Genomic DNA, 25,376 nt, shown 5'->3' with positions numbered 1-25,376 from the left:
ATAAGGATTAAAAAATGATAAAAAAGCAAAATATACTCATTACGATATGTGTGATGATTATTTTTCTGGTTACAGGATGCACCGGTAGCAAGCATGTAAGCAAGAAAGGGCTTGGAAACGGATGGGAGCCAGAAAGTAGTTTAGAGCTTAAGTATGCAGAAAATTTTAGTGTAGACTATTACAACGGCGGGTATGCCCTGATAACCATATCAGATGGTGGCAGATATCTGGTTGTACCGGAGTCCATTGATATACCAGAAGGCATAGATTCAGACATTGCGGTTCTGAGGCGGCCCATTGAGGATATCTATCTCGTTGCCACTTCTTCCATGTGTCTGTTTGATGCCCTGAATTCCTTAGATAGTATCAGCCTATCAGGAACAAAATCGAAAGACTGGTATATTAAAAATGCAAGGGAAGCAATGGAAGCCGGCGATATTATATATGCGGGGAAATATAATGCGCCGGACTATGAGCTAATTATGTCAAATGGCTGCAGCCTTGCAGTTGAGTCCACAATGATAAACCATAATCCAGAGGTTAAAGAAAAACTGGAAGAGCTGGGTATTCCGGTGCTTACAGACCAGTCAAGCTATGAAGTTCATCCTCTTGGACGTACTGAGTGGATAAAACTTTACGGAGTCCTAACAGGAAAAGAATCAGTTGCAAAACAGGTTTTTAACGAACAGGCAAGTTATTTGGAGGAAATTTCAAATAAGGAAAACACAGGTAAAACAGTAGCGTTTTTTTATATAAGCTCTTCAGGCAATGCCATCGCCAGAAAATCAGGTGACTATGTAACAAGAATGATTAAGCTTGCCGGAGGTGATTATATATATGATGACCTTGGAGATCCAGAAAGCGCCACCAGCACAGTTACACTTGAGATGGAGAAATTTTATTCCACAGCAAAAGATGCAGATTTTATCATATATAACAGCACTATAGACGGTGAGCTTTCTTCCGTAGAAGAATTGATAAATAAAAACAGCTTGATGGAAGATTTTAAGGCGGTTCAAAACGGAAATGTATGGTGTACAAGCAAAAATCTGTTTCAAGAAACCACACAGTTTGGCCTGATGATTTCAGATATACGCCAGATGCTAACTGATGACGACAAAAATCTGACAGAATTAAATTTTATGTACAAGCTGCATTAATAACTCAGCGGGGAAAGATGAATGGAAATAGAAAACAAAAGCGCAAGATATTTAAGGTACTTTATCACACTGACGATATTAATTGTTCTCTTTGTGGTTTTGTTATTATTGAATATTAAGTTAGGAAGTGTAGACGTTTCGGTGAAAGATATTATCAAAATATTGTTTAACCGTGGCGGAAATGAGGCTGATTACAGCATAATATGGAAAGTTCGACTACCAAGAATAGCAGCAGGTATTATACTGGGAGGGGCATTGACTCTGTCAGGATTCTTGCTCCAGACGTTTTTCAATAATCCTATTGCGGGACCATATGTGCTGGGGATTTCATCCGGTTCAAAAATGATGGTTGCCATAGTGATGATAACAGTACTCAGTAAGTACAATGCTGTCAGCTCCGGAGTCCTTATAACTGCAGCATTTGCAGGAGCTATGATTTCCATGGGTTTTGTCCTTATCATATCAAGAAAGGTTAAGAAGGCGTCAATGCTTATTGTCTGCGGCGTTATGATTGGCTATATATGCTCTGCGGCCACAGACATAATGATTACATTTGCCAATGATGCAAACATTGTAAATCTTCATAATTGGTCTCTTGGCAGCTTTTCGGGAACTTCATGGAGGGACGTACGTGTAATGGCTATGGTGGTAATGACTGCCTCGGCAATAGTGTTTCTTATGTCTAAATCTATAGGTGCTTATCAGATGGGCGAAAGCTATGCGCAGAATATGGGTGTAAACATCAAATTGTTTCGCATCATGCTTATATTGCTTTCCAGCTTTCTGTGCGCTTGCGTTACTGCTTTTGCCGGACCTATATCATTCGTAGGTATAGCAGTGCCACATTTGGTAAAATCATTTTTGAAAACATCAAAGCCGCTTATTGTCACTCCGATGTGCTTCTTAGGCGGTTCTGTTTTCTGTTTAGGCTGTGATCTTATAGCAAGGGTTTTATTTGCTCCTGTGGAACTAAGCGTAAGTTCAGTGAGCTCAGTATTTGGGGTTCCTATTGTAATTTACATTATGTTAAGAAAGAGAGTACAATGATGACTACGGAATACTTTTTCAGCACAAAGCAGCTGACGGTAGGCTATAACGGTAAGCCTATGATAAAAGATATTGCAATACGTTTAAAAAAGGGGCAGGTACTGACTTTGATCGGTCCTAACGGCTCAGGCAAATCCACCATTCTAAAAAGCATAACAAAACATCTAAACAGTATATACGGAACAGTCTATATTGACAATAAATCAATAGATACTATGAGTAACAAAGAAATGTCCTATCTATTAGCTGTCGTGTTGACAGAAAAGCTTAAAACGGAGCTTATGACCTGCAAAGACGTGGTCGCAACAGGGCGGTACCCATATACTGGAATGCTTGGCATACTCTCGGAACAGGATAATATCGAAATTCGAAAGGCTATGGATCTTGTGAATGCATGGGAATTGCGAGATAGAGATTTCAATGAAATCAGTGATGGACAGCGTCAGAGAATACTGATTGCAAGAGCAATTTGCCAGGAACCTGAAATAATAGTTTTGGATGAGCCAACTTCTTTTTTAGACATACATTATGAGCTTGAGCTTCTTAACATTTTAAGAACCTTAGCAGAAGAACGCAATATAACAGTCATCATGTCCCTCCACGAGCTGGATATGGCTCAAAAGGTATCAGATTTAGTGATGTGTGTAAAGGGAGAGTATATTACCCACTTAGGCACTCCCCGAGAAATATTCCAAAAGGACCTTATAAGTGAACTTTACGAATTGACTAACGGAAGCTATAATCCTTTGTTTGGCAGTTTCGAGATGGAGAGGTCAAAGGGGGAGCCAAAAATATTTGTAATAGCAGGGGGCGGAACAGGGATTGGGGAATACCGCGCACTGCAAAAAAAGAGAATACCTTTTATAACAGGTATACTTCACGAAAACGATATTGATTATCAACTGGCGTGTGATTTGGCAAGCGAAGTATTTTTTGAAAAAAGCTTTGAGCCTATCGGAGATGATGTCTTCCATAGTGCCCTGCGCCGTATGAAATCCTGTGACACGGTAATCAACTGTTTGAAAAAATATGGTGAAATAAATAAAAAAAATAAAGCTCTGTACGAAATTGCTGTGTCCGAAGGCATAAAAGTTGTGGAAAGCACTGATGCACTTGAAAATATTAACACTAATCAGATATATTAGTGCTTTTTTATAAATATTTATGTCATTTATGTAAAGACATTGAAATTTAAGTTTTGGTTTAGTATACTATTTATAATAAAGGATAAGGAGATGAAGCATGTATAGTATACGTTTGGCTAAATATGAAGATTTAGATAAAATTATGGGGGTATATGCAATCGCCAGAAGGTACATGGAGGATAACGGCAATCCTACACAGTGGGGTGATTCATACCCAGCACTTGAAATGCTGAAGGATGACATAGAAAAAAAGCATTTGTTTGTATATATTGAAAACAATGAAATACACGGAGCTTTTGCATTTATCATTGGATCGGATGAGTCATACGTCTACATAGAAAATGGTTCATGGAAAAATGACGATCCTTACGGTACAATACACCGCATCGCCAGTGATGGTAAAGTTAAAGGTATTTTTTCCCGATGCTTGGATTATTGTAAGGAACTTATACATAACTTGCGCATAGATACCCACGAAAATAATAGTACTATGAGGCACTTGATAGAAAAAAACGGTTTTGAAAAATGCGGTATTATATATGTAAAGGATGGCAGCCCCAGAATAGCTTATCAATATACCAGGAATTAGTAGTATTGGATATTCTGTGCTGGCTGCCTAATGGTACTGTTGTTTCTTATTGGTCTTAACCGTTAACTCTCAGTGTGCTACCTTTTCGGCTCTTTTCAACTGATATGGATGATTCAATTGTCTCCTTAAGCATTTGTACGTGAGATATTATTCCTACAAGCCTTTTGGAGCCTTTGACAGAGCTTAATATGTTCATGGCATCTCCTATTGATGAGCTGTCCAGGCTGCCGAAGCCTTCGTCAATAAACATAGTATCAATCCTTATTCCTCCGGACTGTGCTTGTACTACTGCAGAAAGTCCAAGAGAGAGTGCCAGGGACACAAGGAATTTTTCTCCGCCGGATAAGCCTGTAACACTTCTTTTTTCACCTGAATAGGCATCATAAACCTCTAACTCCAGACCTGCTTTTCTTGTCCTGCCGCTTCCTTCAAGAGTTCTGCATAGCTGATATCGTCCATCGTGAACATTTTTCAAAAGACGATTTGCCTCTGACGTTACTGATGAGAGCATGACTCCTAAAACATATCGCCTAAGGCTTACGCCTCTGTCACCTCGCAGTGTTGTTCCAAAATTGTAATACATGTCGTATTTTCTCATCATTTCTTGGAGGATTTTTTGGATCTTTTCAGCTTGCTTGATTGTTTTATTGATTCTTTCTTTTTTATCTGCTTTCAGCGCAATTTGTTTGTCATATTCTTTAATAGTATTTTCAAGTGCAGCAATTGAACTTTTTATTAGCTCAATGTCAGGTTTTTCTTTACCCGTTGTAAGTTTGATAAGGCGCTCAAGGTTTTTGGCAACGGAGCCTTTTTCAATTATATATGCCTGTACTTTTTTATCCCATTCGTCAATTTGCTCCTGTGGTACTAAGAACTTCTTAAATTCAGAAGTGTCCGCAAATCCATTTTCTTTTAACAATAAATAGTACTCATTTTTTTCTTTTTCATATTCAATGTTTTTATTTTCAAAATCCTCTTTTAAGAAAGCAAGGCTTGTATTTGACGAGCTTAGTAGCTTGTCTGCTGATGCCTTCTTGTTTGTCAGAGCGTCTAATTCATTTACATACCTGTCTATTGAGAGTTTGTACGAATTTATTTTCTTGAGCAATTCAGTTTCGGTTTCTATTCCGCTTATTTTTTGAGAGTTCATTGAGCTGTATATTGCAGCTGACTCTTCTTTTAATCTGCTCTGCTCGTTCAGTTTTAAGCTTAATTGGTTTAATTCTGTTTCCGTATTGTTGATTTTTTCAGACAAGTCTGATTCCAAACGGATAATATCATTTAATCTGCTTGATTCTTTTTCAGCTTTTCTCAATTGAGCAAGTACATCTTCTTTGCTGTCTTCGCCGAGAGTTTTCTTTATTTCATTTTTTTCCTGCTGAAGCTTTTCAAGGCTTTCAACAGACGACAGTTTTATGGCATCCTGTTTTGTTATTGCATTGATTGTTGCATTGAACTTTTCATTTAGTTCATCCAGTTCTGTACTGAGCATTTTGACTGTTGCAGCATCTATGTTCGAATTAGTATTTATAGCCTTTTTGGGATGATGCACGCTTCCGCATACAGGGCATTCATTTCCTTCTTTCAGGCTTTCGCTTAACAGGTATGCGGTTCCTTTTATATAACTGCTGTAAACAGATTCGTATTCTTGTTTCTTAAGTGTTATCAATTCTTTAAATTTTCCAAGTTGTTTATTCAGCATAATGAGCTGTCTGTCTGTTGTATTAATATTTTTATCAAGCAAGCTAAGTTCATGACTTTTCTTTTCAAGCATTGCGAATTTTTCTGATTTTTCCTTTAGCTCAGGCAGCTTCATACTGTATGTGTTAAATATGTGATCTTTAAGCTCCTTTTGTTGCTTGAGTTTTTCCCTAAGGGAATTATAAATCTCTTGTTTGCTCGTATTTTCTTTTTTTAATGCTTCAAGTTTTTTATTTTCTCTTTCAGAACTTGTTTGAGCTTTTGTAATTTCCTTGTATACAGTAACCAGAGCTTCGGATTTAATTTTATTTTCCTTTGATTTTTCAATGGCTTGTTCATTTTTTTTAAGTTCACAAAGTTCGTTGTCGTTTTTTTCCGCAGTAGATTTATATATAGAATTGTTTTCTTTTTCTTTTGTAAGTTTTAAATTTGCAGCTTGCATAAGTTTGTATAAATTCATAACTGTTGAATATTTTTGTGAAACATTTAGTGCTTTTCTGCCATTTTCGATCTTTGCCATCAGTTCATTTATTTCTTTTTCCTGTTCCTTTATTTTTGCCAGTTCTTTTTCTGTCCTTAACCTTTCTTCAAAAAAATTAAAAATTTCTGATTGAAGTGAGAATTTGTCCTTTTCTGCAGACAGCTGACTTGATTTCTTATTTATTATTTCAGTAGCGCTATTGACTGATTTTGTAATTTCATTTATTTGTACATTTAAGTCATCAATGTTCTCAGCATTTTCTGATTTAAGCAGTGTATTTATATTATCTCTTTTTGCGGCTATGTCTCTAGCCGTTTCTTTTGCCTGATCACATATCCATTCAGCAACTTCTTGCCACTTTCCGGCATTAAAAAGGGTAACAAGTATTTCTTCCTTTTCATCTGATTTTGCCATGAGGAACTTTTCAAATTTACCTTGGGGAAGCATTATTACTTGTACGAACTGTTCGTGGCTAAGTCCTATAAGTTCACATGCTTTTTGTTCAGTTTCCCTGATTTTAGGGTTTTCAAAAAATGGTACAAATATTTCTTCGCTATTTAAAAATAGAGCGTTTTGTGTAACATTGTAATGTTTGGAGCCGTTCCGTCTAGTTTTCACGGCTATGCTTCTGGTAAATTTATATGTTTTATCAGCAATCTTAAAAACGAATTCAACTTCAGTAGGTATATGCTCGCTTGCGGTTTGGCATCGCATAGAAGTAATGTCACCTCTTTGACCGCCGCTTGATTTTCCGTACAGCGCGTATGATATTGCATCAAGTATGGTAGTTTTTCCTGAGCCTGTGGCTCCATGAATTAAAAATATGCCAGAGTCCGCAAATTTTTTGAAATCTACTTCCTGTTTATTTACATAGGGACCGAATGCTTGGAATTTTAAAGTTATAGGTATCATTGCGCTGCGTCCTCCTTACCTTCAACAGAAAACAAAGCCTGATTAAACAAATCATTTTGCTCGTCAGTCAGGTCATTTCCTGTAGCTTCTTTGTAAAATTTCTCCAAAATATCATTAGGAGAAAGTGTGTATAATTCATTGACTGTTAGCTCATTTTCTTCGGCCTCATTAACTTTGCCTGTAATATTCAGAAGGTTTTCGTAGTAACTTCTGAATACTTCAACAGCCTCCATGCCTGCATATTTATCAGTCATTTCTATTTTTATATAGTCATCCTTTTTTAAGTCGTTTTCTGCAATTTTAAGGATTTCTTCATAGGTTCCCCGAATAACTCTAATATCTCTTGAAGGAACAACTTCCAGTTCTTGAATGGTTATTTCATCTTCTATGTTCAATATAGTAACGGATTTCTGATGATCTGCTTCGCTGAATGAGTATTTTAGGGGAGAGCCGCTGTATCTGGCATTAAAGCCTCTATTTTGCGGCTTGTGAAGATGGCCGAGAGCAACATAATCAAAGCCTTCAAAAATCTCCGAAGGCACTACGGAAGCGCCGCCTACCATTGCGGAACGGTCGCTTTCTGAAAGAACAGATCCGCTTACGAAGCAGTGACTCATAAGAATATTTTTTCTGCCGCTACGAAACTTAAGATTCATATTATCCAAGACACACTTCATTGCATCTAAATAGCTGTTTATTTTTTCGTTGGGGAAGATTGCTCTCGTTTCATCAATGTTGAAATAAGGAAGGACATAAACATCTGCATTTTTTAATTCCACTACTGCCACTTCATTTGTCAGTTTCCCAAATACATAAAGTCCGGTTTTTTTCAGCAGCTCGCTGCAAGAAGCAAGACGTACTGCTCCATCATGATTTCCTGCAGATATAATTACAGGAATTCCTATTTCATTGCATAATTCTGTTACAGCGTAATTATATAAAGAAATAGCTTCAGCGCTTGATACCGAATGGTCAAAAATATCTCCCGCAATCATTACTGCATCTATGCCGTTTTTCTTTACTGCTTCTATTAAAAATTCTATAAAGTTTTTTTGCTCTTCAATTAAACTTGCATTGTGCAGGCTTATTCCTAAGTGCCAGTCTGATGTATGAATTATTTTCATTATATACTCCCTCCAATAATACTGGACTGTCAATTAAATGGGCAGGCAAAAATTCTGCCTGCCACACATTAACTGTAAAGTAAAGTCCGATACAGTGTCATTCAGTTGAATTTAAACTAAAATCCTAAATGTTCCCCAACAAGTATTACTTTAATTCGGTTCTGCGGTTTGCAGAATCTTGTAATCAATATTTGGCTGCATAAAGTGTCCTTGGTTGTACATTCTGAACATTTTCCTGTAAATCTGCACGGTGTCTGAGCATTGAATCTTACTGCATTTGGAACCGTTGCATCTGTCCTTAATTTTGCCAAAGCATAGTCCAGCTTCGGGACTACTTTGTTCATTCCGGCTACAACAATTACTGAGTCGGGGCCGTAGCAGTAGGCGGCAACTCTGTTTCCGTTTCCATCAACATTCATTAATTCGCCGTCCATTGTTATTGCGTTTGTACTTGTTAAAAAAACATTCGCAGTTAAAGCCTGCTTCATGAATTTAACTCTTTCTTCGGGAGATTTTGCCTTTTCACGGTCAATAACAGAGATACCTTTTTTTTCAAGAAGCTTCTTAACTCCCAATTCATCAATAGTTAAAGAGCCCCCCCATGATACAATATCATCATGACCAATTAATGACATTACCAGTTTTACAGCTTCTTCCTTTGTATCAGCATAGTAACCATCCATAAATCTTTTTTTTAGATTTTTAATTATGGTCTCGCTTTTTACCTTATATGCTTCTTTTACAAAATCCATTTTATACCTCCGCATTCATTTAATCATTTACCCAATTATATTATATTTTATTTTTAAATTCAATTGTTAAATAAAGCTGAAAGTAATGACATGCTTATAATGGTACAATTAAGGGCTTTTAAAAATAAATTGATATGGCAATTTAGCAGTGATATGATATAATTATTAATAAACAAGCAAACAAATGTAGAAAGGATACGGAACTATGAAAATAGAAGATAGATTTTTAAATTATGTTAAAATTGATACTCAATCAGTTCCTGATTTGGAAATTGTTCCAAGCAGTGAAAAGCAAAAAGATCTTGGCAGATACTTGGTTGAGGAAATGAAATCACTGGGAATAAAAGACGCTTTTATGGATGATCACGGTTATGTATACGGCAATGTTCCTTCTAATACAGGTAAAAAGGTTCCTGCCATTGGTTTTATTGCCCATATAGATACAGCTCCTGATATGCCGGGCAATGATATTAAGCCTAAAATAGTCAGAAATTATGACGGAAGAGATATTGTTTTAAATGATGAAAAGAAAATTGTAATGAAAACAGATATGTTTGAGCATTTATTGGATTATGTCGGCGATGATCTTATAGTGACTGACGGAACAACATTGCTTGGTGCTGATGACAAAGCAGGCATAGCTGAGATAATGTCAATGGCTGAATATTTTATAAATAATCCTGATGTAAAGCATGGAGACATAAAAATAGCATTTACGACAGATGAAGAAGTGGGCAACGGAGCAAAAATGTTTGACATAGATGGATTTAAAGCTGATTTTGCGTATACTGTCGACGGAGGAGAGCTTGGAGAAATAGAGTATGAAAATTTTAATGCCGCAAGTGCAAAAGTTGAGGTAAGTGGAGTGAACATTCATCCTGGCTCAGCAAAAAACAAAATGAAAAATTCAATATTGATAGCTATGGAGTTTCAGGCTATGCTGCCTTCTAGAGAAACACCGGAAAATACGGAAAATTACGAAGGGTTCAATCATTTGGATGATATTAGCGGAAACGTTGAAAAAACGTATTTGAATTACATAATAAGAGATCACAATCTTGATAAATTTAATGTCAAAAAGGATAGATTCAATAAAATATCTGAATATTTAAATGAAAAATATGGAGAAGGAACCGTCAAGGTTGAATTGAAAGATTCGTATTATAATATGAAAGAAAAAATTCTTCCGCATATGCACATTATTGAAACTGCTGAAAAAGCTATGAAAAACATAGGAGTTGAGCCTGCGGTAATTCCAATAAGAGGGGGAACTGACGGTGCAAGCTTGTCGTACAGAGGGCTTCCTTGTCCGAATTTGTGTACAGGCGGGCATAACTACCATGGTAGATATGAGTATATACCTGTACAGTCTATGGAAAAAGTTGTTCAGATACTAATTGAAATAATTAAGCTGTATGCATAATACATAAAAAACAAACCTCAATGGAGAAGAAACCATTGAGGTTTTTGTTTATTCTTTTACTTTTTTCAAAATTCCGGTGTAGGTATCATCAATAACTAATTTGTTTGTTTCATAGATTTCAAATGTTTTGATAATTTCATAATCATTGATTCCTTCTACAAAGGCTCTTTCCTTTTCGCCTATGAAGTTTAAAACATATAATCGGTTCAAGGAATATTTGCTGAAAATGCTTTCGTAGTTTGTCAAGCTTTCAGTAGAAGGTTTGACAGACTTCTCAATCATAAGCAGATTAACAAGTTCAACAATTTTCGAGCTGCTGCTGACAGGCATTACCGGGCTAAGTGTATACCTGTAAAGCGTGGTATCTTTATAAAGAGAAAAACTATAACTACCGAATGTATAATTTCTAAAATCAGTTTTTTCCGATCCAGCTGCTAAACCCCAGTTGATGTTCAGGAGAGAAGGTATGTTATTTGCTTTTTTTAGATCATCATAAACTAAGGTTTTAAGCATTTCTTCGTTATTATTTTTAATGTAAAAAGCATACCTAAAAAATAATATATTTGCTTTTGCGTTGTTGCTTGAAGTAAGACTATCCCATTTCTCCAGTGCGCTCATGTACAAATCTTCCTGAACAGCATACTTGCTGGCCATAGCAAATATTTGCATCAGTTCTGAATCTTTCAGATCATTTCGTTCAATAACATTTGCAAGCATGTCATTGGCAAACTGTGATTTTTCATCATCTGAATAATTACCGAAAGTAATAAGGTAAAAATTCGTTCCGGTTATATTGGAGTATCCTTCTGAACGCAATGCCTCCATTGTTTCTACAGCATTCAAGTCGTATAAATGCTTATCTTCAGGAAAAATATACCCTCCGAAAGAAACATACTCCAGAGTATCTTTAGCCTTTATATACCTTTTATCATTATTGTTTGCGGTATTCCAATTATAACTGCCAAAATATGAATATATTTCTTCTCCTTTTATGGGGAGAAATTCAAGTTTGGTTAAATAATTGCTTTGATCACTGGTTTTAATATCATAATAAACTCTTTTAATTAATGCAGCAGATTCTGCTCTTGTAATATTATTATTGCCTTTAAATGTACGGTCTTCATATCCTGAAACTATTCCTGCGTTATAAAGTCTTTTTATTTCATTATAATATTTGCTATTGTTGCGAATATCATTAAAATTTAAAGGATTATCATATATTGCATCTTTGCAGAAGGCAGCAATTAATGCAACGGATTCTTCCCTTGTAATCGCTTTGTCAGGGTAAAAATTCGATCCCGGGAATATGTCTTCAAATGTATAATCCTGGTTTGGTTTCAGGTGCTCATACATTGATATAATAAATGTATAAGACCAGTGCTGATTTGTCATATCGCTGTATGGCATATCGCTTGTGTAAATTTCATTCATTTTGTTTTGTCGATAAGCTGTTTTTGCAAGGATAGTTATAAATTCAGCCCTGGTAATATTATTTTCCGGTCTGAACGTGAAGTCTCCATAGCCCTTGAAGACTTTCAATGTGTTGGACGTAAAATCAATATCACTTGATGCCCAATGATTATAAGTATCGTAATATACAGTTTTCGCCATTGCAGGCTGAACGGATAACACAATAAAAACAGTAATTAATAATAATAGCTTAATAAATTTTTTCAATTTGCATTATCACCCTTCATGAACGTATTTATAAATTATATTTACCTCCTCTTCGGATATATTAAACACCTTTTTTAGTAAAATATCAATACTAATTTTTCCTAAATCAGATATATTTTGTTGAGCTTTTTCAAGGGGTAAATATATTTTAGCTTCACTTAATTTATTGGGATAATATTCATAAATATTTGTCCCTACTTTTTTTGCCAGACACTTAAAGTAAAATTCAAAAACATCCGAATTCAAGTATGACAAAAGATAATTTACTGGAATATGTGTGTTGAAATTATTCATAATATATACATCTGCACTGCAGTAATATTTATTTGTGTCAAAATAAAAATTGCTGCCTGTGGATTTGAACGGAAATATTATTTTTGGATTATCAAAATCAGATTGAATACGTCCCCATTGAAGTTCATACCATTTTCTATATCCCTTCAGACATTCTCTTCTATTTTGTAATTTATCCTTATAGAAGGAAAGGTACTTAATAGCATTGGGATAATTTTTTTCTTCATTAATTATATTGGAATATATCAAGTATAAGTTATTATATTGCACTTCTGATTTTGATATGTTGCTGTTTTTTATCCATTTTTTGAGTAAATCACTTTCAATGTTATATTTTTCGATTGTTTTTTTATCAACAATAAAAGCTTTATCCAGCCCGGTTATAATTCCCTGCTTAATCTTACATGCATCCTGAATTTTTATGTTTGATTTTTCTTCTATCTTATTGAAAAGCTGTTCGTCAGCATGCTTAAGTATAGTCCATCCGGTATCTTTAAGCTTGTCCTGACTATATGAGAATTTTTCTTCAATACTATCACTATTAATTATGACGTATGAAAAATCGCTTTTGTTCCATCCATTATTTTCCAATGTTATTAAGGCCGGACTTACCATAGCCCCTTTAAATATATTGTTTCCGCTGAAATCAACAAGAGATATTATGTTGAAATTATTTTTTATATATGCTCTTATTCTGTCTGCATATAGGGCTTCCATAAAGTATCTTGAAGTTATAAATGATATTACTCCACCCGGTTTAAGAATTTCCCTGCTTTTTTTAAAAAAGCAATATGATATGTCAGCCTTGTTGTAAAACACCTCAGAGTACTTCTCATACAGAGCTTTCTTGTACTCACAGGTAGAATTTTTGTGACCAACATAAGGAGGGTTTCCGACTATTATGTCAAAATTATTCATTTCAAAAGAATCAGTTAAATAATCTAACCTGAAAACATTAAAATCAGCTTCTATTGAGAATCCTGCAAACATTAAGCCGGCCTTAGTCATAAATATAGAAAAATCGTCTATATCAATACCGAACAGCATGCTTTCAATAATATGTTTATCGTCAATTTCATCTCCAAAGTTAGATTTGATTTTTTTGAACGCTTCTATTAGAAAATATCCGCCTCCGCATGAAGGGTCAAGTAATTTGGTATTTTTGCCTATTAAATTTAAATCAAATAATTGATCCAGCATTCTATTGATAATGCTAATAGGTGTATAAACCTGCCCCAAAACTTTCTTTTCACCAGCGGTAAGCATGGATTCATATAACTCTGCAGGTTTAAAATTATTGAAATCAATATTATCTTTGTTGGCTTTGATTAAATTAAATATTGATCTCTCTACACCGGAAATGTTGAGATTAAAGATTTCATATTCATTAAATATATTCTTATTGTTGTGCAAAAAATTCGGGGTATGATTTAAAAGAAATAATTCTTTTGAAACATTTGATTCCGATGCCCTGCATTGGTATATAATTTTTGAAAAAATATAGATTACGTACTTTACCTTTGTTATATAATCGTGCAAATCTATCTTTTTTATTAAGGAAATTAACTCTTTCAGCAGTGTTTTATGCATAATTACCTCTTGAGTTGATATATTTAGTTCATATTAACATGAGGCGGAAATTAAATCAATATAATCGGCGCTTAAATGCTATATAGAGGTAGAATCATTTGGAGGTGATATTATGGCAATAGCTGTAAACCAAGCAAATTCAAAGCTAAAGATGGTTTTCAATGTTGGTCTTGATGAAAATAATAAAAATATTACTAAAAGTAAGACTCTTGCAAGCATCAAGCCAACGGCAACTAATGAAGATTTATATGATTTAGGAACTGCAGTAAGTGATATGCAGTCATTTTCACTTGAGAGTCTTGTAAGATACGAAGAATATGAACTTGTAAATGAAATAGAATAATAATTAAAATGAATATTTAATTTAGGGAGCAGAAAGCTTCCATCATAACAATAAATTTCTGTAAGGGGTGATATAATGTCAAAAAAACTATTAATGAAATTTAAAACTGCCGGCGGATCAACATTATCATTGACAGTTGATGAACCTAAGAGCGAGTTGACCGACATTGATGTAAGAACTGTTATGGATAATATTATAGATAAAAATTTATTTAATACAAACAGCGGAGATTTAGTGGAAGTAAAATCTGCCGAAATCATAACCACAACTGAGCAGATTTTGATATAAATGATAATAATTCTAATATAAAAAATGGTAATAATATGATATAATAACCATTGAATGGGCGGAGAAGTAAAGCTCCGCCCCTATATAGAAAATATACGCCTATTGTGAAGCTGTGACAAATAAGTAAGGCGCATGATGATTCGCGAATTTTAAGGAGGGTTTCATGATAAACAAAGATGAAATAATAAATAATAATTTGACATTGAAAAAGGCAGCTCAATTGAAGGAAGTATTTTGGCTTAATCCAGAATTAAGCACATATAGAGAAGCTGCAAAAAATACACCAGTTGATATATCGGCAATAGACGATGCAGAAATGCGCCTTGCCAAATTTGCACCTCTAATAGAAATTCTTTTCCCTGAAACAGAGGCATCTCATGGTATTATCGAATCTCCGCTTAAAGAAATAAAGAATATGAAAAGCCAACTCGTACAAGATTGTGGTACAAAAATCCAGGGAAGACTGCTTTTGAAAATGGACAGCCACCTTGCAATTGCCGGAAGTGTTAAAGCTCGGGGAGGAATATATGAGGTGCTGAAATATGCCGAATATTTGGCTCTAAAGAATAACATGATTTCTGAAGATGATGACTATTCTATAATGGCTCAGCAGAAATACAGAGATTTTTTTAATCAGTATAAAATACAAGTTGGTTCTACAGGAAATCTTGGATTGAGTATCGGCATTACATCTGCCGCAATGGGTTTTAACGTTATAGTACATATGTCATCAGATGCAAAACAGTGGAAAAAGGATTTATTGAGATCAAAAGGTGCGCAGGTGGTTGAATATGACAGCGATTTTTCTAAAGCTGTTGAAGAAGGAAGAAAGATGTCAGACCAGGATACCATGAGTTATTTTGTTGATGATGAGAATTCTATGAATTTATTTTTAGGATATTCAGTAGCTGCAAGAAGATTAAAGAAGCAGCTGGATGAAATGAATATAGTAATAGATGAAGACCACCCTTTGTTCGTATATCTGCCATGTGGGGTAGGAGGTGCGCCGGGTGGAATCACCTACGGGTTGAAATCGGTTTATCAAGACAATGTTCATTGCTTTTTTGTTGAGCCTACACATGCACCGTCAATGCTGGCAGGTATGGCTACAGGGCTTCATAATGACATATGTGTGCAGGATCTTGGAATAGATGGCAGAACTCACGCAGACGGGCTTGCGGTGGGAAGGCCTTCAAAGCTTGTGGGCAAAATGATGGACAATTTGCTTAGCGGAATTTTTACTATTGAAGATTACAAACTATATGACTATATGAGAATGCTTCATAATACGGAAAGTATTAACATTGAACCGTCAGCATGTGCAGCATTTGAGGGAATAGTAAAAATAGAAACAACTGATGAAGGAAAAGAATATATAAGGAAGCATGATTTGGTAAGCAATATTAAAAATGCAGTGCATATATCTTGGGCCACAGGAGGGTGTCTGGTGCCTGAAGAAATAAATAAGGAATTTTTAAAAACACATTTAAATTAAAGGTTGATAATCAATAATTTATTTGTTAACATTAATAAAAATACAAATGGAAAAAATACGGGAGGAAAAATGAAAGTTAATACAAACCCTGCAAAGGGGATGCGAGATATAACACCTCAGGAAAAAGAAATAAGAGATTATGTTGAAGGCGTTATAGTGAGTACATATAAACAAAGCGGATTTGAACTTATAGAAACGCCTGTTGTTGAAAATATAGAAAATTTAATCGGAAGCAAGGGCGGAGAGAATTTAAAGCTTATATTTAAAATATTAAAAAGAGGAGAAAAGCTTGACTTTACAAAAGCAGATTTAAACGAAGATGATTTGGCCGATTTAGGGTTGAGATATGACCTGACAGTTCCATTAAGTCGTTTTTACTGCAATAACAGATCGAACCTTCCTTCAGTTTTTAAAGCAATGCAGGTGGGCAATGTGTTCAGGGCGGAAAGAGCACAAAAAGGAAGGTATAGGAGCTTTAAGCAATGCGACATAGATATTATAGGGGATAGCACCAACGCTGCAGAACTTGAATTGATAGCCACAACTGCCAAGGCGCTGAATGCCCTTGGAGTTAAGAATTTTGCAGTTAGGTTTAATGACAGAAGAGTTTTAAAAGCGGTAATAATGAATTGTGGATTCTCAGAAGAAGAGTTTGACAGTGTGTGCATTGCAGTAGACAAACTGGACAAAATCGGATTTGATGGAGTTGAAAAAGAGCTTAAGGGTAAAGAGTATAAAGAAAATTCAATCTTAAACATAATGGAGGCTCTTAGGAACATAAATGATAAGGGAACCGAATGCCTATTGGAATACGGTGTTTCTCAGGATGTCGTAAATGAAGTTAAAGATGTTTTAGACAGCTCAAGAGAATATGCGAACGGAAAGTATGATATTGAGTTTGATTTTACTTTAATAAGAGGAATGGGATATTACACAGGTTCGATTTTTGAAATTGCATACAAGGACCTTGGATATTCAATAGCAGGAGGTGGAAGGTACGATGAAATGGTGGGTAATTTTATAGGAGAAAAAGTTCCTGCCATAGGTTTTTCAATAGGGTTTGAAAGGCTTGTTAATCAGCTGATGGATGAAAAATTCAAGGTGCCTGCAAAAGAAAAAGTAGTGCTGCTTTATGAAAGATCGAGCAAATATATTGATGTTATGAAGAAAGCTGATGAATTCAGAGAAGAGGGATATTCAGTATCAGTATATGAAAAGGCTAAGAAACTTGGAAAACAGCTGAATCAGTTTGCTGGATTTGGATTTAATAAATTTGCGGTTTATAGTGGGAACGAAGAAATAGAATTGAAAGATTTATCTTCCAACTAGAAAAATAGGGACGGTTTGTATTGATTTTAGTCAATCAATACGAGCCGTCTTTTTGAATATCATTTAAAGGAATATCTTTTTTAACGAATCGGGAAAGAATAAAAGTAACGAATATGGCAGATAAAATTCTTGCTGCTAACACAGCAAATGGGTTTGCTCCTGCTGCCCCCATAATCATAGAGTCTTCAAATACTGCATGACACATTGAAAGAAACATTGTTACCAGAAATACGCTTCTTTTGTCAATATTATAATCCTTAACACTTTGAATAACTGCGCCTGCTCCTATTGTCAGGCCGAATATCAGCCCAAAGACAAGTGAAATTCCTGAATCTTCGCTTATGGTGAAAAAATTGGTGACAGGCTTTATCATGTGTGATATTTTATCTATCATCTTTGTATCCTTAAATATTTCAATTATTATCATCAAAGGTATCAGAACTTTTGCTATGCTCCATATGAATAAAGTTAAATTTAATAATATTTCTAAAACCGTTTCCATTAAAATCCCCCAAACATCCTATAAAATAAGAATCCCAGTATAAGAGACATTATTATTCTTAGTGAAATACTGGTAAACATACTTACTCCTAATTTTTTGACAACAGCCCCTTCGGTTATAAGATTATGTGCAGTTGATATCATAATAGCAATAGTTGTTATTTGAATTCCTGTAAGATTTATGGCAGCAAGTGCGCCTAGCGCTGCATACGTACCGGAAGCCCATCCTAAGATTAATACAAGGGATGTTTCTCCCGGAAGGCCGAAAACAGACATTACAGGTGAAAAAAATTGTGCCATTACATTTAAAATTCCTGAAACCGAAAGAATCTGCACACCAACATAAACGGGCGCTAAAATTTTTGTAAGATCAAGCAGAGTTTTGACTCCATTTACGAATCCTCTTTTAAGTGTACCTATAGAAAGCATTATTTCCCTCCAATATAATGAATGAATTATATCATAGCGGTCATTTTTAAACAATGTGCATTTTATTTCCACGTATAATATATGAGAATGTATTTATAATGGTTTTGAAATTGCTTTTAAGGCTGTTTGAAATTATTGACATACATTACCACATTTGATAGAATTGCATATTGGCATTTTTTATTAATACTGCTTATAACGATTTGAATGTTTTTTAAAATAACATCAGGAGAGTAAATATGAATTTCAAAAAAATATTGATTTTAATTTCAGTTCTTATAGTGATGACTGCTGGCAATGCATTTGCAGAAGAGCTTTCGGAAAGCACTGTTTTAGTTCCGTACTCTGATAATTACTATAAATATGTAAACAATGCCTATGGATATGAAATAGTGCTTTTGAACAATCTGAAGCTAAGCGAAGATATTGTAAGCGTAAAAAGCAGGTTTGAATCAGATGATATTGTTGTGGATGTTTTATATGACAGCTTCTATAATGACTTGAACAACAACATTACAACTTATATCGACTACGGAAATAGAGGAATAGGGAATAACCCGGAATTTAAAATAATCGATGAATACAATTATAATTTTAATGGATTGAACGGCCATATAATTCTTTATGAGAGGGCCAAAATAGAAGGCAAAGGGCATGATCGAAATTATTATGCGATGATTACATTTGCCAGATCCTACAAGGAGCTTATAACAGTATTTATGAAGTCTTCGCAGCAGATATACATAGAATACATAATGCCATCTTTTAAGTTAATTGATAAAACATCTGAAATAAAAGAAGATGCCGTGTTCGAGCCTGTTGAAAAGAAGTTTGATGAAAAAACTCAGGAGTTTTATGATAAATATTTTATAAACAATGACAAAATGCATTTTGGGATTTTTGAGCCAACGTATCCTACATACGCATACAGATTGAAGCAGCTGGAGAATATGTTTAATTATGAATTTCCCGTGGTGTTGCTTTACAACTCTTTTCAGCTTCCATTTAAAACTGAGCATATGAACAGAGCAAAGCAGGAAGGGAAGGTAGTGGAATACGGATTGTATACTACGGACTTAATTGACGGAGAAGAAAAAGACATTACTCTTGAAATACTTAAGGGCAATTATGATAATTATCTTGATGAACTGGCAAAAAGCTTTAATGAGTATGATTACCCAGTGCTTTTTAGATTAAATAATGAGATGAATGGAGAATGGGTTTGGTATTCAGCTCACAAGGTTGGCAAGGACACGGATTTGTTTATTGAATGCTGGAGATACATATATGACAGATTTGAAAAAAATGAAGTAGATAATGTTATTTTTGTGTGGAATCCTAACGAAAAATCATTTCCGAATTTTGCATATAATCACTATTTAAATTATTACCCGGGAAACGAATATGTGGATATAGTAGGATTGACTTCTTATAATACAGGTAATTATTATCAAGGAGAGACGTGGAGAAGCTTTTCTCAGGCTTATGATCATTTTTATTACGATTATGTACGCCATTTTAAGCATCCTATGATGATAACAGAATTCAGCGGTGCTTCCTTAGGAGGTAACAAAGCTGAATGGTTTAAGGATATGTTTGAGAGAATATCCGGCTACGATAGAATTAAGCTTGCTGTTCTATGGAACGGACAGGACTATGATATGACAAAGCCGGGAAAAACAATTTCTAGAAATTACAGGCTGGATTTAGAAAATGATGTTATTGAAGCAGTCAAAGAAGGGCTGCAGAGTTATAAATAGGAAATGGGCTTGCATCAATCGGTGCAAGCCCATTTCCGTCTGCACCACTCAAAGTCATGTCAAATGGCAGAGATGAAATATTTGTGCATACATCTTGAGGCATACCGTTCGATTCAAGATGCAAGTATGGATCGTAGCAGTCTAAATATATCGTACCGTCATCATAGTAATTACCGTTCTCGTCTTTCAGGCGTATATAATATGTGTCAATTTTGTTGACGTATGTTGTCATATGGAGTACAATATTACTGAGGTGATGATAATGTTTTCCTACAAGCTTAATTTCCTGATGAATATAACAAATACGTCAAACAGCACTATTGCGCATAACGTATCTCTTGATGCATCACATGTCAGCCGGCTTAGAAGAGGGGAGAGAAAGCTTCCCAAAAAACAGAACTATTTATTGCCAATGTCAGAATATTTCGCACGACAAATTAAAGAAGAATATCAAAAAAATATGATACTTGAGGCAATTAATTCGTATGATTATTTTCCGAATGATTATAATATGGCTGCACGGATGATTTGCGAATGGTTGATGGAGGAGAAGGAAATAAGCGAGCCGTCTGTGGAGAAAATTCTTAACAGTTTTACTGCGGGAACAACCAGAAATGATGCAATGGTACACGGAGAAGGTGCAGACAGTGAAAATTATATTGACAAGGAATATTATTACGGCTTGGAGGGAAAAAGAGAGGCTGTAGTACGCTTCCTTTCTATGGTTGCAGATGCCGAAAAACCTCAGACTTTGCTGCTTTTTAGCGACGAAGAGTTGTCATGGCTTTACGGAGACAGAAAATTTTCAATTATGTGGGCAGAAATGCTGAAAAGAGTTCTGTCAAAGGGAAATAGAATTAAGATAATTCATACTATAAACAGAGATATAAACGAAATGCTTGAGGCATTGGCTAAATGGCTTCCAGTATATATAGGAGGGGCTATTGAACCTTATTATTATCCAAGAATCAGAGACGGGGTCTTCAAGCGTACGCTTTTTATAGCTCCTAAAACCGCAGCTGTTGTTTCAACATCAGTTCAGGATAAGTTTCAGGACATGGTGAATTTTTTCGTTACCGATAAAGTTGCAGTAAATTCACTTACAATAGAATATAACAATTATTACACATTGTGCAGACCTCTAATGAAAATTTTTAATACGGTTAACTACAATAAATTTTGGAATTTATTTGAAGAAATAGAAAAAGAGAAATGCACGTGTATTATTACAGGGCAGGTGCCTTTCATTATGACAATGCCATGTAGCATGGCGGAAGAAATTATGAATTTGACAAAAAATAATTTATTTGTAAAAATTTATAACAAAAGTAAAGAAAGTTTCGAAAATATCATCAATGATGCAAATATAACTGAAATACTTTCTATACCTTCAATTGAAAAGATATTTGAAGGAACGGTTACTCTTCCTTATTCAGATATGATTTTCGGAAGAGAACTATATTATACAAAGGAACAATTTTCAGAACATATTGAAAGTCTCATATACAATCTAAAAAAATATAAGAATTATAATGTTTTGCTGAATAGAGGCAGAAAAGATGATATTTTTCTTTACGGGAAAGAGGACAGGGGCATAATCGTCTCAAAGTCGGGTCCGCCAAGTTCAGCATTTGCAATAAATGAACCTAATATGTCCGCCGCGTTTTGGGACTATCTGAGCAGACTCTCGGATGATGCCCAGATAAAAGATAAGAAAGAAGTAATTCTTTATCTGGAAAAACTGGCCGACAAATTATTTATGGTAGCAGAATCGGTATAATGAACTTTTTAAAATATATTACGTCTGATATAAAAGGAGGTAATTATATGAATAAGAAGTTAATTATTATAATAACGGTTCTGCTTTTGGCATTAATTGCTGTAATAATTGTAAACAATTTAAAGGGCAGAGAAGTTGCTGATGTAGAGAACTATTTTACGGCAACAGTCCTGGAAAATAAAAGGACATCAATCATGGTTCAACCTGATGAAGGACAAAGTGAATTAAACTCAAGTGATAAAATAGTTGTAAGGGTAGCTATAGATGGTGCTGTGCTAGATGATTTATCCGAATTTGTCGTAGGAAGCAAGGTAAAAATAACCTATGGCGGTGAAATTATGGAAAGTTATCCGGCTCAGATAAATGCTTATAGAGTGGAATTTGCTGAATAAAACAGGTGTTTACTACTTAAGAACAACGCAAGGCTGCTTTTTCAGCAGCCTTAATGGTTTTTTTGACACAGTACATTTTTTTGTTGATTTATTATAAATAATGTTATAATGTATTATCAACCAAGGAGGACATTATGAACATATTAGTATGCGATGATGATAAAGAAATTGTTGAGGCCATAGAAATATATTTAAAAAATGAAGGTTATAATATATTGAAGTGCTATTCTGGTCTTCAGGCAATAAAGACAGTTGAAGACAATGACATTCACTTAATAATAATGGATATAATGATGCCTGAAATGGACGGAATAAAGGCAACTACCAAAATCAGGGAAATAAAAAACATTCCCGTAATAATGCTGTCTGCAAAATCTGAAGAAACAGACATTATTCTCGGTCTGAATATGGGAGCGGATGATTATATAACTAAGCCGTTTAATCCTTTGGAGCTGATTGCAAGAGTTAAGTCGCAGCTTAGAAGGTACACCGCGCTGGGCGGAGCTATAGACAGTGAGAAAAGTAACTTTTATAAAACCGGAAACCTTGTTATAGATGACGAAAGAAAAGAAGTTATAATCGATGGAGAATTAGTTAAACTGACGCCGGTTGAATACAAAATTCTTCTGTTCTTAACCAAGAACAAAGGAAGGGTTTTTTCTATTGACGATATTTATGAAGCGGTATGGAACGAACCGTCATTTAATCCCGAAAATACAGTAGCTGTTCACATAAGAAGAATAAGGGAAAAAATTGAAATTGATCCTAAGAATCCAAAATACCTGAAGGTGGTGTGGGGTGTTGGTTACAAAGTGGAAGACATATAGCAGAAAAGCTTTAAGCAAAATTTTGGCCTTCATACTGCTTGTCGTATTCTTGTTGATTGGAGCAGCATCAGCTTTGACAGTATATGAGAATGTGAAAAATTATGAAAGTATTACAGTCAAAAACTATATGAAAAGCAACACCTTAAGCAATGAACTTCGCTATGTGGCAAATCGACTAGAATATGTGCTCAGAGTTTATAAAAGCAAGGATTATATACTGAGCGGAGGTACAGTAAATAAACTTGATATTGAAGATAGCTGGCAGCTTAAAAATCTTTACAATAATTTTATTGCTGAGAAGGGTTTGGATGACAGCGGTGAGGCAAGAGATATTTTCTGGGCTGAAAAAAGAGAAGCCATAGAAGATATTAAAACTTCCATAATGAAATCTGATTTAACTACTTATGAGCAAATTATGGAAAATCTCGATGAGTATGGAGGGTTAATTTATTATGCTGCTGACGGAAAAAGAGAAGTAACAAATACAAATAACCCGGGCAGAGATTACTATAAACTACAAAATGTATATATTCTTGTAGACGAAAAAGGAGTAGTTCTCTACCCGGAAAACGGATACAGCAGCTATTCAGCTTCGCTGATTGATACGCTGGAAGATATAGAGGACGGTACAAATAAAATTTCAATTTATGCCGCTATTACTGAGGAAGGACTTTTGAAAAGGGTTGAGCAGTGGAATAAAGATAGAATTATTCTTATAAAAAATTCTTTTGTTATAGCTTTATCGGTAATCATAGTCCTGATGTGCTTTGTTTATTTGACGGTGGTTGCAGGCAGAGTAACAGGTGACGAAGAAGTTCATATGCAATTTATTGACCGGATTTATTCAGATATAAGTCTTATTTTAATTGTGGGAATAGTCACACTTGGATTTACTCAGTTTTATGCCGTATTAGATTTGAGGTATACAAGTGAAAATATCATGAAATTTGTCATGCTGCTGTCTACGGCTGTATTATCATCGTTGTTTTTAATGATGTTTTATTCAATTGTAAGGCACATTAAGAGTGGAACAGTGGTTAAACATTCTTTCATATACTTGGTGTTTTTATATACAGCAAGAATGTTTGTAAAGATTGCATCAGGCGGACCGCTTATGATTAAATCAATGGCTGCAGTTATTATTTTAATTGGTACTTCATATTACTCTTCAAAAGCACCGGTATTACTAATTCCTTTATCAGCAGGCACAGTTTACTATGTGTATACAAAGGTAAGAAAGTTCCAGACTGTACAAGAAGGACTTAAGGTAGCGAAGACCGGAAATTATGATTATAAAATAAAGCTGGACGGACCTGGTGAGTTTGGATTGATGGCGAAAGATGTTAATGATATGACGAGCGGACTGAAAGCAGCCGTTCAAAATGAGGTTAAAAGTGAGAGACTTAAAACTGAATTGATTACAAACGTGTCCCACGACATTAAAACGCCGCTTACATCAATTATATCATACGTAGATCTTTTGAAAAGAGAAGGCCTTACATCTGCTAATGCACCTAAATACCTTGATGTGTTGGATCGAAAGTCAAACAGACTTAAAACATTGACAGAGGATTTATTTGAGGCGGCTAAGGCAACAAGCGGAAGTATTGAACCGAATTTTTCACGAGTGAACGTTAATGCTTTAATTTCTCAAATATTAGGTGAATTAGATGAAAAGGTTCAAGAATCAGGGCTCATGCTAAAAGTCAGTACTGAGAATGACAGAATTTATGCCAGAGCTGACGGAAGGCTGTTGAGCCGTGTAACAGAAAACCTTCTGTCAAACATATTTAAGTATGCTTTAAAAAATTCCAGAGTATATATAGATATTTTTGAAAAGTATAAAGAAGTTATTGTCAGTTTTAAGAATATTTCTGCACATGAGTTGAATATACCTGCAGATGAGCTATTAGAGAGATTTAAAAGAGGAGATGAATCACGAAGCTCTGAGGGCAGCGGGCTTGGTCTTGCCATAGCAAAAAGTCTTATGGAAATTCAGAATGGAGTTTTGAATATAATTATTGATGGAGATTTATTTAAAGCGGAAATAAGACTTTCAAAATTCGAATGAATTTGTAATGATACTTATGTTTATAATACTTAAAATTAATGAAGAAAAATTTAAAAATTAAGTGAATAATAAAATGAATACTGCCAATAATAAAACAAAAGAAAAGAGCGTGTAACTTTTAAATATAACGTCCCCCTTTATTTTAATCATACGCTTTTTTCTTTTTTTATTGAAAAAAATCAAACGATAAGCCATTTTTTACATTTGAGTCTCGATGTAATTGAGTTTATATTGAAAAATTTGCAAAAAGTGCTATAATAATGTAA

At 34.7% G+C, this 25,376-nt stretch carries 22 protein-coding genes; 14 read left to right on the top strand and 8 right to left on the bottom strand.

Going from position 1 to position 25,376, the window contains the following annotated elements:
• Window positions 1-14 precede the first annotated feature (14 nt).
• The 4 genes from RBQ61_RS14695 (at window position 15) to RBQ61_RS14680 (ending at window position 3,941) form a co-directional block, all read left to right on the top strand.
• A complete protein-coding gene (locus RBQ61_RS14695) occupies window positions 15-1,160 on the top strand; it encodes an ABC transporter substrate-binding protein (protein WP_308137969.1) in 1,146 nt (381 codons plus the stop codon).
• Between the two features lie 21 nt (window positions 1,161-1,181).
• Window positions 1,182-2,207: an iron ABC transporter permease gene (locus RBQ61_RS14690; protein ID WP_308137968.1), complete on the top strand. Its 1,026-nt coding sequence runs from the start codon at window positions 1,182-1,184 to the stop codon at window positions 2,205-2,207.
• Window positions 2,204-3,352, top strand: coding sequence for an ABC transporter ATP-binding protein (locus RBQ61_RS14685; RefSeq protein WP_308137967.1), 1,149 nt, complete (start codon window positions 2,204-2,206; stop codon window positions 3,350-3,352). The genes RBQ61_RS14690 and RBQ61_RS14685 overlap by 4 nt, the downstream gene beginning before the upstream one ends.
• A 97-nt stretch (window positions 3,353-3,449) precedes the next feature.
• Window positions 3,450-3,941 (top strand): N-acetyltransferase, encoded by a 492-nt coding sequence (locus RBQ61_RS14680; protein WP_308137966.1) that lies wholly within the window; start codon window positions 3,450-3,452, stop codon window positions 3,939-3,941.
• A 55-nt stretch (window positions 3,942-3,996) separates the two neighbouring features.
• Here the strand turns inward: RBQ61_RS14680 and RBQ61_RS14675 are convergent, their stop codons facing one another.
• The 3 genes from RBQ61_RS14675 to RBQ61_RS14665 form a co-directional block, all read right to left on the bottom strand.
• Complete coding sequence (locus RBQ61_RS14675; protein WP_308137965.1) at window positions 3,997-7,035, bottom strand: SMC family ATPase; 3,039 nt, start codon at window positions 7,033-7,035, stop codon at window positions 3,997-3,999.
• The gene (locus RBQ61_RS14670) at window positions 7,032-8,159 is read right to left on the bottom strand and encodes an exonuclease SbcCD subunit D (protein WP_308137964.1); all 1,128 of its coding nucleotides are present in this window, start codon (window positions 8,157-8,159) and stop codon (window positions 7,032-7,034) included. The genes RBQ61_RS14675 and RBQ61_RS14670 overlap by 4 nt, the downstream gene beginning before the upstream one ends.
• Window positions 8,160-8,275: 116 nt before the next feature.
• Entirely contained in the window at window positions 8,276-8,911 is a 636-nt protein-coding gene (locus RBQ61_RS14665) for a lactate utilization protein (protein WP_308137963.1), read from the bottom strand.
• Between the two features lie 205 nt (window positions 8,912-9,116).
• Between RBQ61_RS14665 and pepT the strand changes: the two genes are divergently transcribed.
• Complete coding sequence (pepT, locus tag RBQ61_RS14660) at window positions 9,117-10,334, top strand: peptidase T (protein ID WP_308137962.1); 1,218 nt, start codon at window positions 9,117-9,119, stop codon at window positions 10,332-10,334.
• A gap of 48 nt (window positions 10,335-10,382) precedes the next feature.
• On the opposite strand, the gene RBQ61_RS14655 is transcribed toward pepT, so the two are convergent.
• Together RBQ61_RS14655 and RBQ61_RS14650 are read right to left on the bottom strand one after the other, a co-directional pair.
• Window positions 10,383-12,011, bottom strand: coding sequence for an S-layer homology domain-containing protein (locus RBQ61_RS14655; protein WP_308137961.1), 1,629 nt, complete (start codon window positions 12,009-12,011; stop codon window positions 10,383-10,385).
• A 9-nt stretch (window positions 12,012-12,020) separates the two neighbouring features.
• Window positions 12,021-13,895, bottom strand: a complete 1,875-nt coding sequence (locus tag RBQ61_RS14650; RefSeq protein WP_308137960.1) for an Eco57I restriction-modification methylase domain-containing protein — start codon at window positions 13,893-13,895, stop codon at window positions 12,021-12,023.
• A 112-nt stretch (window positions 13,896-14,007) separates the two neighbouring features.
• On the opposite strand from RBQ61_RS14650, the gene RBQ61_RS14645 reads away from it, so the two are divergent.
• The 4 genes from RBQ61_RS14645 to hisS all read left to right on the top strand — a co-directional run bounded on the left by RBQ61_RS14645 (window position 14,008) and on the right by hisS (window position 17,350).
• Window positions 14,008-14,238, top strand: coding sequence for a DUF1659 domain-containing protein (locus RBQ61_RS14645; RefSeq protein ID WP_308137959.1), 231 nt, complete (start codon window positions 14,008-14,010; stop codon window positions 14,236-14,238).
• A 75-nt stretch (window positions 14,239-14,313) separates the two neighbouring features.
• Window positions 14,314-14,526, top strand: a complete 213-nt coding sequence (locus RBQ61_RS14640; protein WP_213926208.1) for a DUF2922 domain-containing protein — start codon at window positions 14,314-14,316, stop codon at window positions 14,524-14,526.
• 166 nt (window positions 14,527-14,692) lie between these two features.
• Window positions 14,693-16,021, top strand: coding sequence for a D-serine ammonia-lyase (gene dsdA / locus RBQ61_RS14635; protein WP_374049917.1), 1,329 nt, complete (start codon window positions 14,693-14,695; stop codon window positions 16,019-16,021).
• A 69-nt stretch (window positions 16,022-16,090) separates the two neighbouring features.
• Complete coding sequence (gene hisS, locus RBQ61_RS14630; protein WP_308137957.1) at window positions 16,091-17,350, top strand: histidine--tRNA ligase; 1,260 nt, start codon at window positions 16,091-16,093, stop codon at window positions 17,348-17,350.
• 34 nt (window positions 17,351-17,384) lie between these two features.
• On the opposite strand, the gene RBQ61_RS14625 is transcribed toward hisS, so the two are convergent.
• A complete protein-coding gene (locus RBQ61_RS14625) occupies window positions 17,385-17,852 on the bottom strand; it encodes a nucleoside recognition domain-containing protein (RefSeq protein ID WP_308137956.1) in 468 nt (155 codons plus the stop codon).
• The gene (locus RBQ61_RS14620; protein WP_308137955.1) at window positions 17,852-18,280 is read right to left on the bottom strand and encodes a nucleoside recognition domain-containing protein; all 429 of its coding nucleotides are present in this window, start codon (window positions 18,278-18,280) and stop codon (window positions 17,852-17,854) included. The genes RBQ61_RS14625 and RBQ61_RS14620 overlap by 1 nt, the downstream gene beginning before the upstream one ends.
• A gap of 239 nt (window positions 18,281-18,519) precedes the next feature.
• Here RBQ61_RS14620 and RBQ61_RS14615 point away from each other — a divergent pair, with 239 nt between their 5' ends.
• A complete protein-coding gene (locus tag RBQ61_RS14615) occupies window positions 18,520-20,040 on the top strand; it encodes a glycoside hydrolase family 26 protein (protein ID WP_308137954.1) in 1,521 nt (506 codons plus the stop codon).
• Here the strand turns inward: RBQ61_RS14615 and RBQ61_RS14610 are convergent.
• Window positions 20,012-20,272 carry a hypothetical protein gene (locus tag RBQ61_RS14610; protein ID WP_308137953.1) on the bottom strand — a complete coding sequence of 87 codons (261 nt, stop codon included), beginning with the start codon at window positions 20,270-20,272 and terminating at the stop codon, window positions 20,012-20,014. The two genes, RBQ61_RS14615 and RBQ61_RS14610, sit on opposite strands and share 29 nt — an antisense overlap.
• A gap of 57 nt (window positions 20,273-20,329) precedes the next feature.
• Between RBQ61_RS14610 and RBQ61_RS14605 the strand changes: the two genes are divergently transcribed.
• From RBQ61_RS14605 to RBQ61_RS14590, 4 genes are all read left to right on the top strand, one after another.
• Window positions 20,330-21,820, top strand: coding sequence for a hypothetical protein (locus RBQ61_RS14605; protein ID WP_308137952.1), 1,491 nt, complete (start codon window positions 20,330-20,332; stop codon window positions 21,818-21,820).
• A 47-nt stretch (window positions 21,821-21,867) separates the two neighbouring features.
• A complete protein-coding gene (locus RBQ61_RS14600; protein ID WP_308137951.1) occupies window positions 21,868-22,212 on the top strand; it encodes a DUF3221 domain-containing protein in 345 nt (114 codons plus the stop codon).
• A gap of 134 nt (window positions 22,213-22,346) precedes the next feature.
• A complete protein-coding gene (locus RBQ61_RS14595; protein ID WP_308137950.1) occupies window positions 22,347-23,039 on the top strand; it encodes a response regulator transcription factor in 693 nt (230 codons plus the stop codon).
• Window positions 23,011-25,110, top strand: coding sequence for a sensor histidine kinase (locus RBQ61_RS14590; protein WP_308137949.1), 2,100 nt, complete (start codon window positions 23,011-23,013; stop codon window positions 25,108-25,110). The genes RBQ61_RS14595 and RBQ61_RS14590 overlap by 29 nt, the downstream gene beginning before the upstream one ends.
• The last annotated feature ends 266 nt before the right edge of the window (window positions 25,111-25,376 follow it).

It is taken from the genome of Sedimentibacter sp. MB35-C1, from assembly GCF_030913635.1.
Classification (GTDB): domain Bacteria; phylum Bacillota; class Clostridia; order Tissierellales; family Sedimentibacteraceae; genus Sedimentibacter.
The sequence above is the reverse complement of the archived record's forward strand: the minus strand, read 5'-3'. Positions and strand labels throughout refer to the sequence as shown.

What these genes read in the sequence shown, in the direction of transcription:
- RBQ61_RS14640 (WP_213926208.1), top strand. Translation starts at nt 14,314, where the DNA reads ATGTCAAAAAAACTATTAATGAAATTTAAAACTGCCGGCGGATCAACA.
- RBQ61_RS14620 (WP_308137955.1), bottom strand. Translation starts at nt 18,280, where the DNA reads ATGCTTTCTATAGGTACACTTAAAAGAGGATTCGTAAATGGAGTCAAA.
- RBQ61_RS14685 (WP_308137967.1), top strand. Translation starts at nt 2,204, where the DNA reads ATGATGACTACGGAATACTTTTTCAGCACAAAGCAGCTGACGGTAGGC.
- hisS (WP_308137957.1), top strand. Translation starts at nt 16,091, where the DNA reads ATGAAAGTTAATACAAACCCTGCAAAGGGGATGCGAGATATAACACCT.
- RBQ61_RS14605 (WP_308137952.1), top strand. Translation starts at nt 20,330, where the DNA reads ATGAATATAACAAATACGTCAAACAGCACTATTGCGCATAACGTATCT.
- RBQ61_RS14625 (WP_308137956.1), bottom strand. Translation starts at nt 17,852, where the DNA reads ATGGAAACGGTTTTAGAAATATTATTAAATTTAACTTTATTCATATGG.
- RBQ61_RS14675 (WP_308137965.1), bottom strand. Translation starts at nt 7,035, where the DNA reads ATGATACCTATAACTTTAAAATTCCAAGCATTCGGTCCCTATGTAAAT.
- RBQ61_RS14670 (WP_308137964.1), bottom strand. Translation starts at nt 8,159, where the DNA reads ATGAAAATAATTCATACATCAGACTGGCACTTAGGAATAAGCCTGCAC.
- RBQ61_RS14695 (WP_308137969.1), top strand. Translation starts at nt 15, where the DNA reads ATGATAAAAAAGCAAAATATACTCATTACGATATGTGTGATGATTATT.
- RBQ61_RS14645 (WP_308137959.1), top strand. Translation starts at nt 14,008, where the DNA reads ATGGCAATAGCTGTAAACCAAGCAAATTCAAAGCTAAAGATGGTTTTC.
- RBQ61_RS14600 (WP_308137951.1), top strand. Translation starts at nt 21,868, where the DNA reads ATGAATAAGAAGTTAATTATTATAATAACGGTTCTGCTTTTGGCATTA.
- RBQ61_RS14650 (WP_308137960.1), bottom strand. Translation starts at nt 13,895, where the DNA reads ATGCATAAAACACTGCTGAAAGAGTTAATTTCCTTAATAAAAAAGATA.
- RBQ61_RS14595 (WP_308137950.1), top strand. Translation starts at nt 22,347, where the DNA reads ATGAACATATTAGTATGCGATGATGATAAAGAAATTGTTGAGGCCATA.
- RBQ61_RS14680 (WP_308137966.1), top strand. Translation starts at nt 3,450, where the DNA reads ATGTATAGTATACGTTTGGCTAAATATGAAGATTTAGATAAAATTATG.
- RBQ61_RS14665 (WP_308137963.1), bottom strand. Translation starts at nt 8,911, where the DNA reads ATGGATTTTGTAAAAGAAGCATATAAGGTAAAAAGCGAGACCATAATT.
- RBQ61_RS14690 (WP_308137968.1), top strand. Translation starts at nt 1,182, where the DNA reads ATGGAAATAGAAAACAAAAGCGCAAGATATTTAAGGTACTTTATCACA.
- pepT (WP_308137962.1), top strand. Translation starts at nt 9,117, where the DNA reads ATGAAAATAGAAGATAGATTTTTAAATTATGTTAAAATTGATACTCAA.
- RBQ61_RS14610 (WP_308137953.1), bottom strand. Translation starts at nt 20,272, where the DNA reads ATGACAACATACGTCAACAAAATTGACACATATTATATACGCCTGAAA.
- RBQ61_RS14615 (WP_308137954.1), top strand. Translation starts at nt 18,520, where the DNA reads ATGAATTTCAAAAAAATATTGATTTTAATTTCAGTTCTTATAGTGATG.